Source organism: [Ruminococcus] torques ATCC 27756, from assembly GCF_000153925.1.
GTDB classification, from domain to species: Bacteria; Bacillota; Clostridia; order Lachnospirales; family Lachnospiraceae; genus Mediterraneibacter; species Mediterraneibacter torques.
Genome location: NZ_DS264358.1, coordinates 193,572 through 209,206 on the forward strand (window position 1 = coordinate 193,572; position 15,635 = coordinate 209,206).

The following is a 15,635-nucleotide window of genomic DNA, read 5'->3' on the forward strand; positions in this document are numbered from 1 at the left end:
TTTCTGGCAGTATTTAAAAGAACCCACAAAGCCGACTGCAACTTTTTTACCGAAAGGAGAAAAAAGAGTAAAAAGAACCACAGCTTATTACTTAGTCAACCTTATGAGCTCTGTTAAATACTGCCGGAAGGTAAAAACATTCTCCGAAAAATACCCCCGGGGAATTTTCAAAGACCGCCGCGATGACGGAGGGGGTGCATTTTTTGCGACACCCCCCTATACCATTACACCGCAATATGATTATGTTTTTTGCACAACTTTTTTATAGATATTCCGAAAATCATATTTCAAAATTTCATCAATTGCTCGTTCATTTTCCAACTCATTTTCTTCTTCTGAAAGTTGATCGGATGTTCTCGCAATTCTTCCAAGATACGAACATGTATGATAACCTTTTTCCTCATCGAACATGAACCATGAAGTGAACTGTTCAAATGGATCAAAAGGATTATCAACAGTTGTAAGCATACATTTGCTTGCCATTTTACTTTGTTCACTCCTTTCCATTCAGATACTTCGACACTGTAGAACTCGATACACCTAAAGCTTCTGCTATCTCAGCAGTGCTATAACCCGAAGCATTCAAGGCTGCGATTCTATTTGCTTTTGCTGGGCTTAGTGTTGTTGTCACACGAGGCGTGGCTCTTTGTCTGACAGTATCTATGTTTGTGTTGTTAAGAATCTGGGTAAGTTTATTCTCGCTAATAGCTCCCGCTTGAATTGCTTCCCATTCACGATCTGTAATCTCGATAGGCGTTCTCTTTGCACCAACAGCGGTACGAGCCGCAGTAAGAGCCTGTTGATTAGCCTTCTTGATTTCGGCTTTTGTCATGTCTGGGTTGTCTTTCTTTTTAGCAGCCAGAATAGAATTAGCCATGGTCTGTGCCTGACGTTCTCTAGGGGCATTCTTTAAAGCAACATTCAACTTTGACATAAGAGAGTCCACTTCAACTTGATAAGTCTGTTTTGCAGAAGCGGAGTAAGCTATTTTCCCACTACTAATCATCTCCTTACGAGCCTGATTAGCCAGGGCCTTCATGGTATTAGCATAGTCCGCATACGCCTCTTCCTGAGGAGTTCCAGATGAAAGTGTCCGAGCATCTCTGGTTTCTGCCATCTTGGTACTCTTCTGAGTTCGTACCTGGGTTCTCCCATTCTTATCCACATACTCCTCTCGAACAGTCTTCCAGCTTTGCTCACCGGTTTCTTTATCGATAATCGGACTTCCTTTTCTTTTTAACACTGAGGTTTCAGACTTTGCTCTTGAAATCAACGTAGCAGCTCCACCATAACCATCATCATTTTCATGAGCCTGGTATTTTTTCTTCAGGGCTGTGATTCCATTATCTTGCTCACTCTTTTTATAATCGAGTTTATGCTTCTCGGCATCGATAACAACCATACTATGGCGGACCGCTCTTGCTAATTCATCCTGAGTAGCTCCTTTTAACGTCATGTCAGTAATCAGATTTGAAATTTTACCCATTTCTGTCTGAGTATTATTCATAATCTTAATCTTCTGACCGCTTTCGTTATAGTAGTCACCACCCTTTTTGACTGTTCCATACGCCATCTTAGGATCGAATCCCTCAAGACCTTTCAACTGTGGAGTCGATGTGATTTTCACTCTACTATTGGATGAGTTGCATGGAATGACCATAACGGTATCACCATCAAAATCTGCTCCAGAAAGTCTATCTGCTACTTTTTTATTGATTCCGATGGCATCCGCCGGCGTGTTCCCAAGAACTCTTCTTCCCTCAGCTTGTTTGTTGTTTACTGTCAGAACGGGAATCTCAAAGGTTCCTCCATGCGGATAACGAACTAAAGCCACAGTTTCTCCATTCTTATAGTTCGGAGCATAAACTTCGTTATCTTTAATAGAAGTTAAAGGAAGAATAACCTGATACTTCTGACGAGGAAGAGCTGCCGCTTGTAAATGGACTGCCGCTGCATCGCAATCATCAGCAAAAGATTTTAGAAGAGCTTTCTTTACAGTCGGATTAGTCAAAGAACAAATCTCATCAAATTCTGATTGCTTATCTGCTGCTGCCAGATTAAGTTGTTTCTTAATTAAGGTTCGACTCTGTTTAGATAAGAACTGTGATGGAAGTTTATCCGCCCATTCTCCCCAGTCTCCTTCTTCAGCACGCTTATTTATTAGTGAAAGCTGCTTCTTACCATTCTTATCATAGTAATAGCTCTGACCGCCTTTCACAGAAGTCGGGTTGTCGGGATCATTAACGCCTTCTTTAATCAAAGAACCAAACGGGTTATCCGGATCATCTTTGATTGGTTTTAAAACATCCATTTTAGGAGTTCCTTTTTTCTTATTGGTGTTGAACACAACATCTACACCATCCGGCAAGTCATCGGAATAAACCGCCATACCTTTAATGTAATGACTTCCGTCAACCAAAATTCGTACCTGTGCATAATGCGATTCTCCCAAAGACAAATCATCAACACCTCTACGAATTTCAACAACTCCATCTTTCAATTCACCGCCATCTTCGGAATAGCGAATTTGAAGTCGCTTAGAATCCATACTTTTCGGATAAACAAATTTAGGATCGAAGGTTTCTCCATCATCGTGGGACACATAATCTTTCAAAGAATTGATATTCTCAAAATCATAAATTTCTTTATGCTCTGTTCCAGGAGGACAGATTACCCGAAGAGTAGTCTTTTTACCCGGATTTGTTATCTGATCCACTCTACCTCCATAAACAGGATAGCCTTCCATCTCCAACATATAGAGAGCTTCATTCAATTTCTCTTTTGAAATGCCAAGTTCTCTTTCTACACCTGCACCGACATCGATCATACCTTTTTCATCAATTTGCTTTTTGATAAATTCAGCAGTGGTCTTCGCCTGGTTCATGCGAACTTCGGAATTTTCATTCAGTAAAGAACGAACAGATGAATCATTTGCAAACCCCATCTCTTTTGCAATTTCATTTAGACTTAGTCCGTCTTCCCTAAGAGACTTCGCCCTTGCCACATCCAGTGCACGCCTCTCATCTTTCGCCAATGATTTCTGTGTACGATATTGTGTGGTGGTTAATCCCATAGCTTTTGCAATTTCCGTATCACTCATTCCCTGGCTCTTCAACTCATCTATTCGACTAAGAAAATCTCCACTATGCTGATATGGATTTTCACCAGAGCCCCATGGATAGCGTCCAGAACGGCGAGGCATTCCATAATGCATTAAAATTTCTTCCGCAATTGGATTCATAATTTAGCCCTCCTGTTCTTTGATTTTGTTAATTACTTTGTCAAATGTAATAATTTTATCCATGATTGGAACGATGATTTCTGCTGTTGGATTTTCATATAAAATCTGATTGCTCTGATAAATTCTCAACTCTATGTCGATATCAGCCGGTTTAATTTTATACTCCAAACAAAAAAGAGCCGCATATATTTCAAGCTGCTCCATGTGTGCTGGAATGACACCTGTTTTTAAATCGTGAATACGAAGCATCCGATTTCGAAACACGATTGCATCTGTTGTACCAAAGCAATTCTCCGAATAAAACAGGGGCTGCTCTGGAATCATTTTAAAACCAATGGCATCATTCACATACATATTTAATGTTTTCTGTGATTTTGGAAGTTTTTGACCGAGAGTAATACATCTCGCTGCAAAATCGTGAAGTTCAGTTCCTTTTTGAGTTGCCAAAAATTTTGAATATGACTCGGCAACTTTGGATTCATCATAATTGATCCAATGATATTTACTCGCACCAAGAAAGGCGTGTTGCCCTTCAAGAGCGGAATGCTTGTTGAAGATCATATAACACTTCCTCCTTATTCTCCGGACAAATAAATCTTGAAAACGACATCTCATTCATTCGTCCAACATAATATTCTTGATTTGGTTGTTTCTTGGCGCGTACACTTTTTTTACATTCTAAGGTGGCCCATTTATCGTTATAAAGAATTAACAAATCAGGAATACCCTGAATATGACTGGCATCGAGTTTTGTAACTATGCAGCCTTTGAACATTCTTTTTAACTCTTGAATCAATTTGTTTTGAAATTCACTTTCAAGCATAGATGAGCCTCCTTTCTCCAAAATAAAAGAGAGAATGGCTGTTTTAACCCTCTCTCTTCATAACAGTCTATGTTTTTTTCGCGCGCAAAAAAAATACCAAATGAAAATAAAAAAGACAGGGACTCGTTAAAGAATCTCTGTCTCACTTAACCAATATTCAATTTTAACTATTATTTCTGAGATACCGTATCAATATCCAGATTAACCATAATCCACCAGTACATAACGTGAGTATTACATCCAATATCAATCCGGCTGTACTCCTCTTCTTTTTTCCGCTTTTACTCATTTGGCATATCCTCCCCTATTATTTTTTCTTTGTTATTTCTTTTAAAGATTTTTGTCACGCTCTGTTTTGTCCTTTTCGCAACAACCGAAAGATTTTCTCTAGTGCGTTCCTTGGATTCTTTTTTGTTGCGTTGCAGTTCGTCAAATATTTTTTGACTTTCAATAATAACTTCATCTGGTATGTATCTTAAACATACTGTCGAGCCGATTTTAACGACGGTTCCTTGTTTAGGGTTCGAACCTATAACCTGAGAATCAAAACAGTCCTTATATCGTGGATTTGCTTCCTTTATGGTTAGTTTGCTTGTAGAACTTTTTAGTCCACAATCCTCTAACATCCTCACTGCTTGTTCCAGATCTATTGGAAATCCTTTATGATATAATTCTGGTATCTTAATCTTTTCTTCTGTTTTTTCAGAAGATTTATTCTTTGCATTATTGATAGCATTTGCCACCAAAGGTGTTGCCGCGGTTGCCAAACCAGCAAGTGCACTTATGACACCGATAACATCTGTTGAACCTTTATTATTTTTATTCGTATTATTCGTTCCCAATGTATATCCCTCTCAATCAAGTAATATATGGGCAATAAAAAAGTGCGCCTCCAACAGAAGACGCACCGAAAAAATGCATCTCCCATTGTTGCCACACAATCTCGCTCCGTTTAAGGGTATGAGTAAAGAGAGAATACACTTTTTACCAAAATGAATTCCCTTAAACGAATTTGCGATATTTGATTGTGTGGCACTTATACTATACCATAAACCGTTGATAAAGAAAAGATTTTTTTTATTAGCTCTTGACATTTTCTTCAACCTGTGATATGAGCCTGTTTTCTGAGATCGTCATAAACCATTCTCATCCCATCTTCAAAGTACACTAATATACTCATATACCCAAACGGACGAAAATATACGGATGACCGCGACAACCTCGGATAAATTGACTTGAAATTTTCATATAAACTCTCCCAACTAATCTTGCTCATGATTTCCTCCATTTTTTACTCGTGGCCAAAAACCCACTTTTTTTTCGCTATTACTATATATATTTAAACTTTCTATCATAATAGTTTAAGAAAAAAAGTGGGAAAGTGGGCTTTGAGCCCGCAAACCCGCATAAATACTGGGTTTTTACTGACCAAATCGGGGTTTTAAAAGTGGGCACAAAGTGGGCAAATGACCACAAATTTGACCAAAATCGTCCGAATCCTTTCCCAAAATTTCCCTCATTTCTCAAAAAGCCCAAATAAAAGTGACCAAAGCCCGTTTTTCAAAACTCAAAAGTGGGCGTAATTTTCACCCACCTTCAAGTTTTGTATAGACATTTTTAATAGTTTCTCCTCTGGTAAGGCAAATGTTTCCGGGCAATCGGATGATAAGAATATTGTTTAATGAAAGATTCTCTTCGGAATTTTTTCAAAGACATCCCATATCGAGCCGGAGAGCTTAGACTCTTTTTCTTCTCTTTCTCGGCGTCCGAGAATCCAAACGCTTCATTCAGAGTGTCCGCTATCTCTTTTATCTTGGCTGCAAGGTCTTCAAATGCTTTCGTAATCGTATCAATTGCTTTCTGAAAATCATTCATAACGTCGTACCTCCACGAAAATTGGATTCGGATTTTCTCAAAAAGAACTTGCATTTCGGATCATCTTTTCTGATAAAAGAAACATCATCCAAATACCCATTATGAAAATCTTCAAATCCTTTTAAATATTGAAGATATTTGTCCTTATAAACACAAACTTCTCTATGCTCACATCTAGTACAACTTGTTTCTCTAACTCCATCACACATAAATAATCACCTCCAAATTCGTCCCGTTCGTTTGTCCTTGATAACGATCCGTTCCTCAATATGAAAATCTGACAACTCACAAAGAGCAAAGATAATGTCCAATAATTTGTGGAACCGTTCCTCTTCCTGCTCCATGTTCTTCAGCGCTTCATAGGCAGTCGGGTCTGAATATCCCTCTGCGTTTCTTCGACAATCATTTTTAATACCCATCTCGTCCTCCCCATCGGAAAGAGTCATCCATATAAGTTGTAGACGCACTAATTGCTTTTAATGCTATTACTCCCGCCAGACACACAATTCCGATAATTCCAATTATATATTTCATGTTGTTTCGCCCTCTCCTTCTACTAATTTAACACCGCCATACTCCCACAAATCTTCTTTTAACTTATCCATATCCAACTCTCCATTTTGCCAGCGTTCGTAATATTCCAGAACCAATTCAGTAAATCTCGGAATACGCTTGGCATAGGTCTTTGTCCAATAATGATCCATTAACACTTCCAAAGGGAGAGTCAGGAGTAAAACCATAGCGGTATTTACGGCATCATCCGTAGCTTCCTGCTTAATACGCTCAAGCTCTTTCCCTACTTGTTCTCGTACCGCTATATTGAGCTGTTCTTTTGTGAGATTGTATGTGGCGATTTTCGCTTTTTGTTCTAATTTCTGAGTACGTCTCCTCTCTGCTCGTCCCATCATCTTCTTCCCCCTCATAAATCCAATTTTCTTTTGCAAAGAACAGCGGTATCCCCATCATCAGGGAAAATAAAAAGAACGTTGCATCCCCATCACACCATGGGATTGCCAACGCTCCGCCACACATTAAAATGACTGCATATATTTTATTTTTAATTAACTCCTTTTTCCACATTGTCATTCTCCTTTGTTGATTTGATTATATTTTCTTCAACGGCTTCCATTTTTGTCATAATTCCCGCCTCTCGGAATTTTCCGTATGCTTTCGCTGTTGCACAGTGTTCGATGCATTTCAGCACTCGGTCAATCAGCGAATAAACACATAAGTAAACAGTGATGAACATGATAAGTAGCTGAATAAAAGTAAATATCATTTTGTCGAACCTTCCTTTCCATCAATATACATAAAATATTTCATTCGCTTTTCAAATCCTTTACAAGAGAAAACTTTTCCCCCTTTTTCCCGAACATGTTTAATATGAGTGAAGGTACTGCCTCTGTCTGTTAAACAGAAAATCGTATTTTCTTTATAAAAATTCCAATAGTAAAGTCTATCCGAAGTCGAATAAGATAAAGCGTGGAATTTCTCGAAGTCGACCATTTTCATCAATTCTTGTAATTCGTATAAAGCTTCATTAAATGTCTTACACTGGACATAAATTGTTCCGCTTTCACTTTTTAGAAATTTTTCAAAACCAATTTTATACTCAGCGAATGGAACTTTAGACATCATAATCTCCTCTCTATACTTTCTTCACATGAATATTTACAGTATCAAGAATGCATTCGTCGTTTTCGATACATTCTACTTCCATATTGAGACACTCGTCGGAAAGTATTTTTTTATTGAAATCTTTTCGTATCAGGCAAACTTCTTCGTTCGCAACAACTAAACGAATATCGTTGTACCATATGCGAGGTAATAAATCTTTGACCTTTATCGACACACTCAATCCTCCTCCAAAATTCTATAACAAGATAATTCAAATCGCGGCATAATATTTTCCGGATACATTATTCTGCTAAACTGAGCACCATTCCCGTATTGTTTTTTGAGGCGTAACACATCTGGATGGTTATGTTTATAGGGTGGCATTTAATTCCTCTAACGTGTTGTAAAACACCGATTCATAGTGTCTAATCATCTTGCTTTTTACCAACAATAATTTCTGAATACGGTAAGCTTTCAATCCACTCGCAGAATTCTACCCACTCATCGAGTTTATGGTTCTTTCGCATCGGATAAATACCAGCCAGCACTTCATAATTCAGCATAATCGTCCGTTTCTGATTGTAACTGCTTGGAAGAAGCTGGATCATTTGCCACCAGTATTTCTTGTCTTTGGTTTTGAGATACTTCTCTCTACAAAGATTTAAGGAAGGAATTATCCAGCAATATAAAATATCTTTTGGGCTGTAGTATTTATAACATTCATAATCAGAAAGCGAAATATCTTCAAATGTATTTCGTAAATTCTTGTTACCAATCAAATTTTCACAACTGAAATCATCCGGCATAAACTCTTTCTCCGCAATTTTGTGCATCGTGGAACAGGAATTAGCAACGGTTCCCACTTTATAGGTATCGAACTCCTTCCACCAATACAAAGGAGCAGTAATATCCGCATAGACAGCAATCATTCTCCGATACTTTGCATGAGTCGGACCCCCCGCCGCAAGTCGCATCATCAGTTCATGATCCGCTTTTCCAAGCTGCCACGACTGATCATATGTATGTTCGCAATCATAAGCGGCACAATTTCTACACCCAATACCATCGTCTCCACCTTTACATATACCGCTATCAGATTTCTCCCAACTATTCATCGGATTTCGCATTCCCCTGATGACATGTTCCCATCCCATAATTTCTACATTTTCGATTTTAATCATTAGATTTTTTCTCCTTTACTTCTTTTTGAATGATATAAGCAATACCCTCTAAAGAAGGCATCTTTTTTCCGCAACACTTTGCTGCCGACGGAGCGAGAAATTTATCGGCTTCCCAGCTCCAAGTTTCATAATAGTTGGGTCTTAACCCTGCCATTTTATATACGTCTCCACATCGAAATGTAACTCTAATATGACCACATATATCGATAGTAGCTCGACGCTTATCAATGCTCATGCTATCCTTAAGATCCACCAGATAGTTCATCAATTCATTCATCGCTCTGAACATATCTTCATAGTTGTCTCTGTAAATTATAATTAGTATGTCATTATTCATTTTCGCATTTTCTCCATTTCTGAGAGTATCTCGTTCTCTTCGTCACAGAAGACGATTTCAGACGGATCGACTCGCCTGACCCCATCTGAAAACTCTACAATGCCAAACATCTTACTAAATACTCCTGCTGGAGCCCCACCCATAAGAGGACTAGCTTCCAAAGGTTTTGAGTAATGTTCCCATGCGTGGAAATATCCAAATTTTTCGCCGACTTGACAAAGTCTGGATTTTAACTCTATTTGCACACTAAGTCCTGTCACTACATTTTCCTCCCTATAATTCTTCAAAAGAGTCGCATTTAGTAAGGTCTAAATTTGTGATATCTTTTCCGTAAAATTCTGAGTCCCCACAGCAACAGTAATAATGTTTAATAAAAGGGTTCTCCGAATCGACTTCTATTAAATCGTTTGGAAGTGGAAAACTATATTTATCACCACAATACTGGCAATCACAACAAAGTATATTTTTCATAAATTTCTCCTTTCTCGCTCCAACTTCACATCAATGGCTTTCTGCAAATCTTCCGGCTTAATATCAAAAATGGACTCCAGGAAGTTTAGACAAATATACGCATCTGCCATCTCTTCCAAGAGTCCTATTCTGTCCCCATACCCTCGAACTTGCTTACTAATCTGTTGCTGAAGCTCTGCGAATTCCTCCATTGCTACTGTACATTTCGTCTTCCAGGAATACTTTTGAAGACTCTTTCGAATGATTCGTTTCCTTTCTTTTTCAGAAAGTTGAATGTCACCTTTTAGTCCTTGAATAAATCTACTTCGATTCATTTTCCTTATCGTCCTCCACAACATCACATCTCTGACAATCGTTATTTGATGCTCCAAAACATCCGCAACAATGTTTTCTCATGTTGTATTCTACCTCGGTTATTTCAACAAATTCGTTGTTTTCCTCTTTGAAGAATCGGTTAATTTCTACCTTGTATCCTTCCGGTACAATCGCATACAGAATTCCGACTGTATCATAATCTCCATTTTTAGAATCGACGAGAAAATCTTCACAATACACTTTGAAAGGCTTACTTTCAGGGAAATATGGCATGGTAATCGGGAATTTTTCCTCCATCACACGATCAATTAAACCGCTATGATACGAAACATTTGGGTTATCCAAATTGATACCGCAGAACCGGTCTACATCTCGATATTTTACTGTCCCATCAGCATACACGTATTTAAACAATGAACTCATGCGCTTACACTGATAATTGACAACTTCTCCTCGATGACCACTTCGATCTCTAGCATCGCTCCAGACATCTTCCGTATCTACAATAGGGGCGAGCGGTTTTCCTTCAATCATGCGAACCAAAATATACTTTGTCATACCGATACTAAATCCAGAATGACCGTCTTCCAGAAGGCTTCGATATGCTTTTAAGGCACTTTCGAAGCAAGCACAACCATAATCCTGTTCTTCCTCTTTTGTTCCGGATGCTTTTCTCTCATGTTCACAGGCGATTCGAACTTCATTCTCTACCCATAATTCCATATTCGATTTTTCTCGGCAGGAACTGATAAGACGATTACGATCATCAATATATTCGTTGGCGAATATCTTTCTCGTATCAGAACCAAAAGATTTTACTATTTCTGGGAGATTAGCGTTTACGGCATCGAATACAATCCCTTGCTCTCTACACCATTGTACTGCTGCGTCCAACTTATCTCCTACTCGATTGGTCCACAGAATCAGTTTATCTCCAGCGTTTTTTCTCTTTTTTACATATTCAATAACATCTGTATGTGGCTTTCCAATCTCCGGCCACTTGTTTTCACATAAAGTTCCATCAAAATCCACTGCAATAATTTTAGAATTCATTTCATTTTCTCCTTCTTACTCTTCTGAATTTATCCACGCTCTTTATCGTACCGGTATTCTTATTGATAATACGGTAGTAAAACTCCGTTTCTTCTACCAGCATCCAATCTTTACAATTAAGATAATGAGCAGACAGACATTCTTTCTGTTCACGGGTTAATTTCTTCGGTTGTTTCATCTTCCTCTCCTTCAAAAAGACATAAAAATAGCCCGAATTCACTAATTAAAAAGAATCCGAGCCAGAATATGTCTAATTCTGTAGTTCATTTTTTTCTTTGATCTCATCCAACTTTGTTTTCATTTTTTCCAGAATATCTTCAATGGTTTTTCTAGTTTTTGGATGCAGCTTCATATACTTACAATGCTCATCATACCAGCCGAATATCTCATCCAGCTTTCCTTTTTGCCAACTAAATGCCCACCAATCACAAATCATCTCTATGATATAATTATATGGCATCTCCAAAATAATTTCTCCCTCTTTCGGATCATCATTTATCAAAATCCAATATTGCCAGTGATGAGGGTTTCTATGCAGATGTAACAACCAAGCTTTTTGATAATTTTGCATAACCGCATAAGAACGATTTCCTCCATAAAAATACGCATCGTAAGCCTCATATTCATCCTGTTCATCTTTGGATTTATCATGTGCAAATTCAATTTGCCATCCATAATCGAATCCATCGACTAGAAGTTCTGGAAGATTTTCAGCAATCCAGTCAAATCCTCTTTTTACATTAGAACGATGCTGAGTTAAATATTGATCGTACTGAAAGCTCATTTGTCCGCTCCTTTCTTCTGAATGGTAAGTTTTCGATAAAGCTCGTATGCTTCCTTTCCTTGATAGGCATTGATGACATCCACTCGCCCGTTTTTCTGACTACCAACAATTAAAACACCAACATCTTTTCCACGAGAAAAATCCCAACTTACAATAACACTATCTGTCGATTTCATTTTTTCTTTTCCTCCCACATAATAGGTTTACGGGAATTCAGATTACAACCGTGTTCTAAGCATCTATTACAAGGATCGAATTTTTCCTCCAATTCCTTGTGCTGACACGTCTTGCAATATTTTTCAAAATTAACTTCTAAATACTCTTCGTTCATAATAAACCACCCATTTGATATAAAAAAAGAAAGAGCCTGCAATTTTTCAACCACAGGTCCTTTCCGACATAATTGTTTCTTGGTTACGCTTCGATATCCCTCTGAGTGTCCTCAATCAACCCATCGAGTTTGGATTTTACTTTTTCGTATTCCCCTTCCTCCAGCAACTCTCTGAGTTCGATAAGAACCCTCAAAAGTTTTCTACTAAACGCAACAAATTCTTTCATATTATCTTCCATTTACCTGCCTCCTTTAGCAAGCCCTTTCTTTTAAGATAAGGTAAATATACCTTTCATTATAGGGCATGTTATTTTTGCGAATTTTCTGTATATACTCACTCCTTTGGCATAGGCATGTAAGCGGAAATCAGTAATCCGCCTCCCACGCCAATACCAGTCATCATAATAATAGCCCCCAGAATCGCTCTATTCTTAGCAGATGATAAAATTTCTTTACAAGTGTTGATTTTCTCACTCATAAACTTCTTGACACCCCTTCCAGCCTTCTGTAAAATATCAAACATTCTTGATGCCTCCCATCTTTAATATTAACACAAGCTTGGCGGTATTGCTATAAGATTGTTACCACTTCACAAATCTTGTTTCGTTAAAATCCTTCTTCTCCTTTAATGCTTTACTGATTGCTAAATCGATTCCGCTCCGAGATTTCAAGTGATAGTAATACAAATCTTTGAATGGTGTATTCAACCTGTCTATTCGCCCCGCAGATTGCTGCATGATTTTGTAGGAATAATTCTGCGAATAGAATATAATCGTATCAGTTTTAATACAATTCCATCCTTCAGCTCCCGCATTATATTGGACAAGATATACCCAGTTTTTTGATTCCGGAATAGGTTGATGTTTGTGACCATTCCATTCCGCGATTTCAAAATACATAGTATCTGCATATGGAATAAACAATTCTTTTAAAAGCTTCAACTCATAATCAAAATTGTAAAATATAATGGCTCTTGGATGCTTTTCTACAATTTCCAGCAGTGCAAGTTGTCTTGATTCGTCTGTGTTCACAATTTTTCGCCATATGTAACAAAGACCGGCTGCATTTGTAATCGGCTCATTTTTAAATGGGTCCCATCTGGTTCTTCCCGCATCTTTATATTGCTCGATACCATACCGCACAAACACATCTTCGTGATGTGAAACTGTTTGTCGCTTGAAATCCATATTCACCAAAATTCGATTTCTTAGACGGATCAATCGTCCAGTGTTTAGATATCGGTCAATCTTTGGAAATTTACTAAATCTGCTATATACCACATGCTCCCGGATGAACTCTGTTCGGTTTTTGTAGAATCCGTTCGCAACAAACACTGGAATATAATCCTGCCATGTATCCCCCGGAGTTGCCGATAGCAGAATCCATTGGTTAGATTTTGCTATCTTTAGGAATGCTTTTACCCATGCTCCTGCCCCAATTACTCTTTGCTCGTCAAATATAAAGAAAGCATTTTTCACATCTGCATACTTTCCAATATTATTCCAAGAATCCACTTTAATTAAATTGGAGTATAAATTGACATCTTTATGAATGGAAAGAAGGAAGGGTGAAAGATCCCCCTCCCATTCCATCGTATCTCTCTTTCTTGCTGTTGTAATGATATATAAATCTTTTGGGGGATCTTCCATTGGAATATATTCCTCCGTTCCTGTCAAACAGCTCGGTTCTCCACCGTTTTGAAGATAATAATAAGCTAAAGCAGTTCTGGATTTTCCACTTCCAACACCCCCGCAAAGTATGCATCCATTCTGCATTTTTTCTACTGCTGCTATCTGATAATCATATAGTTTAACAGCCATCTGGAGTCTCCCCACAAGATACAAATCCGTTTTCAACTTCTGCTCGATACTCCAGAATCCCATGCTCCTCCAAATTCGCTTTAGGTCCACCTATCAGCAATATAGATGCTATCTGTTCGTCAGTTAGGTTCTTCTCCTCACGATAATAAGACCATAACACTTCTTGAACATCTTTTGTAACGCAAATTTTTCGGCAATCAAATTTGGTTTTATCTGTTGTTCTTGCCGATATTTTTCGTGCTACATTTTCATAAAAAGTAGCTAAATCGCAATAACAGTCCTCTTTCTTTAACGATACTGTTTTAATCATATTTGTCATCCTTTCATAAGCTGTGAAACACTCTTCTCATAGTCCATACGTCCGAAAAATACATCATTGTGAACCAGTAATTTTCTCCATTATCATCCGTAGACATCGGTTGTGTAAATACATCACCCACCTTGATATATGCAGCCACTCCAAGAAGTGAAAGCTGAATATAACACATCAAAGCGACAATTTCGTCAATATCCTGTGCCACAACCAATACATGATTCTGAAAATTCAAATTAACTTTTTCTAATTGTTTTCTTGCTTCGTTGATCGCTGCAATTAAAGTAGCTCCTGCCCCACAACAAGAATCGTTAATGGTTATATAGCCTTTCTCTTTCACAACAGCAACAACATCCTCTTCGGTCACTTTTGCCATCAATTCACACACATGATATGGAGTAAAAAATTGACTGTTGGATTTGTCACCCAAGTTCAACTCCATAAAAATACTGCCTAGAAAGTCCTGCTCTGGATTTTCTTCCAAAGCCATAACTACATAGGCAGCCAATTCCGGGAACTGCTCTTGCTCCCGCTTATTGTATTTTTTAATAATTTTCAAATATCGTTTTTCCCGTTCTTCATAGTGGAATTTATCCACTGGATTCGATAAAGAACAGGCAAACATTATGATGAAATCCCGCCATACATCCCATGATCGGTGCTGGTAAGTCAACTGATTAAATGTTTTTAGAAATTGCTTTTTAATATCCTCATTTTTAGGAACTTTATTAGGCTTTGGTATATCTGTTTTCTTAGGTTGTGGCGGAATATTTAGTTCTTGTTTTACGCTACCTACTTTGGGTTTAGAAATAGAAGCAGTTGTTTTCGGTTTCGCTGTGGTTCGCTTCTTTTTCTGATTCCAAAATACCATAGTTTTTCTCCTTTCACGAAAATAGAGGGCTGTTTCCTTTTACCTTAGGACATTTACCCTGCTTGGTGATAGCAAGCACCCTATTTTTATATTTTAGAGGAATTAAACTTCTTCCTCTGCATACTTTTCAGCAAACTCATCCTCTTCGATAGTAACATACATCGTCTTCAGATAAGCCTTAATACCGGTCTTACCATTCACTTCCCAAGAATACGGTCGAATCGTCAAATCAACATTCCGAATCTCCGCATAGTCCAAAGAGGAAATGGATTCATCATCCAACGGTGTTTTTGTTTTTCTAGTAATCATATATACCTTAGGCGGGATATTCTCAAAGCTGACTGCCACCTGGATATAATGTCTCGGTTCTTCGTCCTCGTCTCTCGGAGCCAGCAGTCTTACATTCCATCCATCATTGGAAAGTTTCTCTGCCTGCTCCGGATCTTCGATGATGACACAGAAGTTCCGATTACCCGCGCGATTATACTTTGATTCTTCTCCTCTGAAATTACGAAAGATAATGCGAGCGTTTTCGATAATGATATTTGGTACATTTTTAAAAGCCATGATATATTTCTCCTTTTCTTTTAATTAAATTAGGTG

27 protein-coding genes are annotated in these 15,635 nt (G+C 38.0%); all 27 read right to left on the reverse strand.

Features of this window, described 5'->3' with window-relative positions:
* Positions 1-240 precede the first annotated feature (240 nt).
* The 27 genes from RUMTOR_RS08330 to RUMTOR_RS08455 all read right to left on the reverse strand — a co-directional run bounded on the left by RUMTOR_RS08330 (position 241) and on the right by RUMTOR_RS08455 (position 15,599).
* Positions 241-483: a hypothetical protein gene (locus RUMTOR_RS08330; RefSeq protein ID WP_009320568.1), complete on the reverse strand. Its 243-nt coding sequence runs from the start codon at positions 481-483 to the stop codon at positions 241-243.
* A gap of 10 nt (positions 484-493) precedes the next feature.
* Positions 494-3,241, reverse strand: coding sequence for a helix-turn-helix transcriptional regulator (locus tag RUMTOR_RS08335; protein WP_004847003.1), 2,748 nt, complete (start codon positions 3,239-3,241; stop codon positions 494-496).
* A 3-nt stretch (positions 3,242-3,244) separates the two neighbouring features.
* On the reverse strand, positions 3,245-3,802 hold the full coding sequence (locus RUMTOR_RS08340) for a PD-(D/E)XK nuclease family protein (RefSeq protein WP_004847004.1): 558 nt from the start codon (positions 3,800-3,802) through the stop codon (positions 3,245-3,247).
* Positions 3,774-4,064 (reverse strand): hypothetical protein, encoded by a 291-nt coding sequence (locus tag RUMTOR_RS08345; protein WP_004847005.1) that lies wholly within the window; start codon positions 4,062-4,064, stop codon positions 3,774-3,776. The genes RUMTOR_RS08340 and RUMTOR_RS08345 overlap by 29 nt, the downstream gene beginning before the upstream one ends.
* 281 nt (positions 4,065-4,345) lie before the next feature.
* On the reverse strand, positions 4,346-4,906 hold the full coding sequence (locus tag RUMTOR_RS08350) for a PASTA domain-containing protein (RefSeq protein ID WP_009320565.1): 561 nt from the start codon (positions 4,904-4,906) through the stop codon (positions 4,346-4,348).
* 257 nt (positions 4,907-5,163) lie between these two features.
* Positions 5,164-5,340, reverse strand: a complete 177-nt coding sequence (locus RUMTOR_RS13030; protein ID WP_207634936.1) for a hypothetical protein — start codon at positions 5,338-5,340, stop codon at positions 5,164-5,166.
* Between the two features lie 341 nt (positions 5,341-5,681).
* The gene (locus RUMTOR_RS08355) at positions 5,682-5,939 is read right to left on the reverse strand and encodes a hypothetical protein (RefSeq protein WP_044998131.1); all 258 of its coding nucleotides are present in this window, start codon (positions 5,937-5,939) and stop codon (positions 5,682-5,684) included.
* A 215-nt stretch (positions 5,940-6,154) separates the two neighbouring features.
* Complete coding sequence (locus tag RUMTOR_RS08365; RefSeq protein ID WP_044998133.1) at positions 6,155-6,358, reverse strand: hypothetical protein; 204 nt, start codon at positions 6,356-6,358, stop codon at positions 6,155-6,157.
* Positions 6,348-6,473, reverse strand: coding sequence for a hypothetical protein (locus RUMTOR_RS13645; RefSeq protein ID WP_004847011.1), 126 nt, complete (start codon positions 6,471-6,473; stop codon positions 6,348-6,350). The genes RUMTOR_RS08365 and RUMTOR_RS13645 overlap by 11 nt, the downstream gene beginning before the upstream one ends.
* Complete coding sequence (locus RUMTOR_RS08370; protein WP_044998149.1) at positions 6,470-6,844, reverse strand: hypothetical protein; 375 nt, start codon at positions 6,842-6,844, stop codon at positions 6,470-6,472. The genes RUMTOR_RS13645 and RUMTOR_RS08370 overlap by 4 nt, the downstream gene beginning before the upstream one ends.
* A 152-nt stretch (positions 6,845-6,996) precedes the next feature.
* On the reverse strand, positions 6,997-7,218 hold the full coding sequence (locus RUMTOR_RS08375) for a hypothetical protein (protein ID WP_004847013.1): 222 nt from the start codon (positions 7,216-7,218) through the stop codon (positions 6,997-6,999).
* Complete coding sequence (locus RUMTOR_RS08380; protein ID WP_004847014.1) at positions 7,215-7,577, reverse strand: hypothetical protein; 363 nt, start codon at positions 7,575-7,577, stop codon at positions 7,215-7,217. Before RUMTOR_RS08380 ends, RUMTOR_RS08375 begins: the two co-directional genes overlap by 4 nt.
* Positions 7,578-7,587: 10 nt before the next feature.
* Positions 7,588-7,791: a hypothetical protein gene (locus tag RUMTOR_RS08385; protein WP_114148669.1), complete on the reverse strand. Its 204-nt coding sequence runs from the start codon at positions 7,789-7,791 to the stop codon at positions 7,588-7,590.
* A 190-nt stretch (positions 7,792-7,981) separates the two neighbouring features.
* Positions 7,982-8,737 (reverse strand): hypothetical protein, encoded by a 756-nt coding sequence (locus tag RUMTOR_RS08390; protein WP_004847016.1) that lies wholly within the window; start codon positions 8,735-8,737, stop codon positions 7,982-7,984.
* On the reverse strand, positions 8,730-9,014 hold the full coding sequence (locus RUMTOR_RS08395) for a hypothetical protein (protein ID WP_242647701.1): 285 nt from the start codon (positions 9,012-9,014) through the stop codon (positions 8,730-8,732). Before RUMTOR_RS08395 ends, RUMTOR_RS08390 begins: the two co-directional genes overlap by 8 nt.
* Before the next feature lie 56 nt (positions 9,015-9,070).
* Positions 9,071-9,361 carry a hypothetical protein gene (locus tag RUMTOR_RS08400; protein ID WP_162776432.1) on the reverse strand — a complete coding sequence of 97 codons (291 nt, stop codon included), beginning with the start codon at positions 9,359-9,361 and terminating at the stop codon, positions 9,071-9,073.
* Positions 9,362-9,541: 180 nt separating this feature from the next.
* Positions 9,542-9,859 carry a nucleoside triphosphate pyrophosphohydrolase family protein gene (locus RUMTOR_RS08410; protein WP_004847020.1) on the reverse strand — a complete coding sequence of 106 codons (318 nt, stop codon included), beginning with the start codon at positions 9,857-9,859 and terminating at the stop codon, positions 9,542-9,544.
* Positions 9,846-10,913, reverse strand: a complete 1,068-nt coding sequence (locus RUMTOR_RS08415) for a hypothetical protein (RefSeq protein WP_004847021.1) — start codon at positions 10,911-10,913, stop codon at positions 9,846-9,848. Before RUMTOR_RS08415 ends, RUMTOR_RS08410 begins: the two co-directional genes overlap by 14 nt.
* 1 nt (position 10,914) lies before the next feature.
* Complete coding sequence (locus RUMTOR_RS13160; protein ID WP_004847022.1) at positions 10,915-11,091, reverse strand: DUF6906 family protein; 177 nt, start codon at positions 11,089-11,091, stop codon at positions 10,915-10,917.
* Positions 11,092-11,163: 72 nt separating this feature from the next.
* On the reverse strand, positions 11,164-11,697 hold the full coding sequence (locus RUMTOR_RS08420; protein ID WP_004847023.1) for a DUF5662 family protein: 534 nt from the start codon (positions 11,695-11,697) through the stop codon (positions 11,164-11,166).
* A complete protein-coding gene (locus RUMTOR_RS08425) occupies positions 11,694-11,873 on the reverse strand; it encodes a hypothetical protein (RefSeq protein ID WP_004847024.1) in 180 nt (59 codons plus the stop codon). The genes RUMTOR_RS08420 and RUMTOR_RS08425 overlap by 4 nt, the downstream gene beginning before the upstream one ends.
* A gap of 238 nt (positions 11,874-12,111) precedes the next feature.
* Positions 12,112-12,267 (reverse strand): hypothetical protein, encoded by a 156-nt coding sequence (locus RUMTOR_RS13165; protein WP_004847026.1) that lies wholly within the window; start codon positions 12,265-12,267, stop codon positions 12,112-12,114.
* 95 nt (positions 12,268-12,362) lie between these two features.
* Entirely contained in the window at positions 12,363-12,551 is a 189-nt protein-coding gene (locus RUMTOR_RS08435; protein WP_004847027.1) for a hypothetical protein, read from the reverse strand.
* A 58-nt stretch (positions 12,552-12,609) separates the two neighbouring features.
* Positions 12,610-13,848, reverse strand: a complete 1,239-nt coding sequence (locus tag RUMTOR_RS08440) for a DEAD/DEAH box helicase family protein (protein ID WP_004847028.1) — start codon at positions 13,846-13,848, stop codon at positions 12,610-12,612.
* Entirely contained in the window at positions 13,838-14,158 is a 321-nt protein-coding gene (locus tag RUMTOR_RS08445; protein WP_044998138.1) for a hypothetical protein, read from the reverse strand. The genes RUMTOR_RS08440 and RUMTOR_RS08445 overlap by 11 nt, the downstream gene beginning before the upstream one ends.
* Positions 14,159-14,171: 13 nt before the next feature.
* Positions 14,172-15,032 carry an N-6 DNA methylase gene (locus RUMTOR_RS08450; protein WP_004847030.1) on the reverse strand — a complete coding sequence of 287 codons (861 nt, stop codon included), beginning with the start codon at positions 15,030-15,032 and terminating at the stop codon, positions 14,172-14,174.
* Positions 15,033-15,134: 102 nt separating this feature from the next.
* On the reverse strand, positions 15,135-15,599 hold the full coding sequence (locus tag RUMTOR_RS08455) for a hypothetical protein (RefSeq protein WP_004847031.1): 465 nt from the start codon (positions 15,597-15,599) through the stop codon (positions 15,135-15,137).
* Positions 15,600-15,635 lie beyond the last annotated feature (36 nt).

Coding starts and splice junctions, on each gene's coding strand:
- RUMTOR_RS08330 (WP_009320568.1), bottom strand. CDS start 483: ATGGCAAGCAAATGTATGCTTACAACTGTTGATAATCCTTTTGATCCA.
- RUMTOR_RS08335 (WP_004847003.1), bottom strand. CDS start 3,241: ATGAATCCAATTGCGGAAGAAATTTTAATGCATTATGGAATGCCTCGC.
- RUMTOR_RS08340 (WP_004847004.1), bottom strand. CDS start 3,802: ATGATCTTCAACAAGCATTCCGCTCTTGAAGGGCAACACGCCTTTCTT.
- RUMTOR_RS08345 (WP_004847005.1), bottom strand. CDS start 4,064: ATGCTTGAAAGTGAATTTCAAAACAAATTGATTCAAGAGTTAAAAAGA.
- RUMTOR_RS13030 (WP_207634936.1), bottom strand. CDS start 5,340: ATGAGCAAGATTAGTTGGGAGAGTTTATATGAAAATTTCAAGTCAATT.
- RUMTOR_RS08355 (WP_044998131.1), bottom strand. CDS start 5,939: ATGAATGATTTTCAGAAAGCAATTGATACGATTACGAAAGCATTTGAA.
- RUMTOR_RS08365 (WP_044998133.1), bottom strand. CDS start 6,358: ATGGGTATTAAAAATGATTGTCGAAGAAACGCAGAGGGATATTCAGAC.
- RUMTOR_RS13645 (WP_004847011.1), bottom strand. CDS start 6,473: ATGAAATATATAATTGGAATTATCGGAATTGTGTGTCTGGCGGGAGTA.
- RUMTOR_RS08370 (WP_044998149.1), bottom strand. CDS start 6,844: ATGGGACGAGCAGAGAGGAGACGTACTCAGAAATTAGAACAAAAAGCG.
- RUMTOR_RS08375 (WP_004847013.1), bottom strand. CDS start 7,218: ATGATATTTACTTTTATTCAGCTACTTATCATGTTCATCACTGTTTAC.
- RUMTOR_RS08380 (WP_004847014.1), bottom strand. CDS start 7,577: ATGATGTCTAAAGTTCCATTCGCTGAGTATAAAATTGGTTTTGAAAAA.
- RUMTOR_RS08390 (WP_004847016.1), bottom strand. CDS start 8,737: ATGATTAAAATCGAAAATGTAGAAATTATGGGATGGGAACATGTCATC.
- RUMTOR_RS08395 (WP_242647701.1), bottom strand. CDS start 9,014: ATGAATGAATTGATGAACTATCTGGTGGATCTTAAGGATAGCATGAGC.
- RUMTOR_RS08410 (WP_004847020.1), bottom strand. CDS start 9,859: ATGAATCGAAGTAGATTTATTCAAGGACTAAAAGGTGACATTCAACTT.
- RUMTOR_RS08415 (WP_004847021.1), bottom strand. CDS start 10,913: ATGAATTCTAAAATTATTGCAGTGGATTTTGATGGAACTTTATGTGAA.
- RUMTOR_RS13160 (WP_004847022.1), bottom strand. CDS start 11,091: ATGAAACAACCGAAGAAATTAACCCGTGAACAGAAAGAATGTCTGTCT.
- RUMTOR_RS08420 (WP_004847023.1), bottom strand. CDS start 11,697: ATGAGCTTTCAGTACGATCAATATTTAACTCAGCATCGTTCTAATGTA.
- RUMTOR_RS08425 (WP_004847024.1), bottom strand. CDS start 11,873: ATGAAATCGACAGATAGTGTTATTGTAAGTTGGGATTTTTCTCGTGGA.
- RUMTOR_RS13165 (WP_004847026.1), bottom strand. CDS start 12,267: ATGGAAGATAATATGAAAGAATTTGTTGCGTTTAGTAGAAAACTTTTG.
- RUMTOR_RS08435 (WP_004847027.1), bottom strand. CDS start 12,551: ATGTTTGATATTTTACAGAAGGCTGGAAGGGGTGTCAAGAAGTTTATG.
- RUMTOR_RS08440 (WP_004847028.1), bottom strand. CDS start 13,848: ATGGCTGTTAAACTATATGATTATCAGATAGCAGCAGTAGAAAAAATG.
- RUMTOR_RS08445 (WP_044998138.1), bottom strand. CDS start 14,158: ATGATTAAAACAGTATCGTTAAAGAAAGAGGACTGTTATTGCGATTTA.
- RUMTOR_RS08450 (WP_004847030.1), bottom strand. CDS start 15,032: ATGGTATTTTGGAATCAGAAAAAGAAGCGAACCACAGCGAAACCGAAA.
- RUMTOR_RS08455 (WP_004847031.1), bottom strand. CDS start 15,599: ATGGCTTTTAAAAATGTACCAAATATCATTATCGAAAACGCTCGCATT.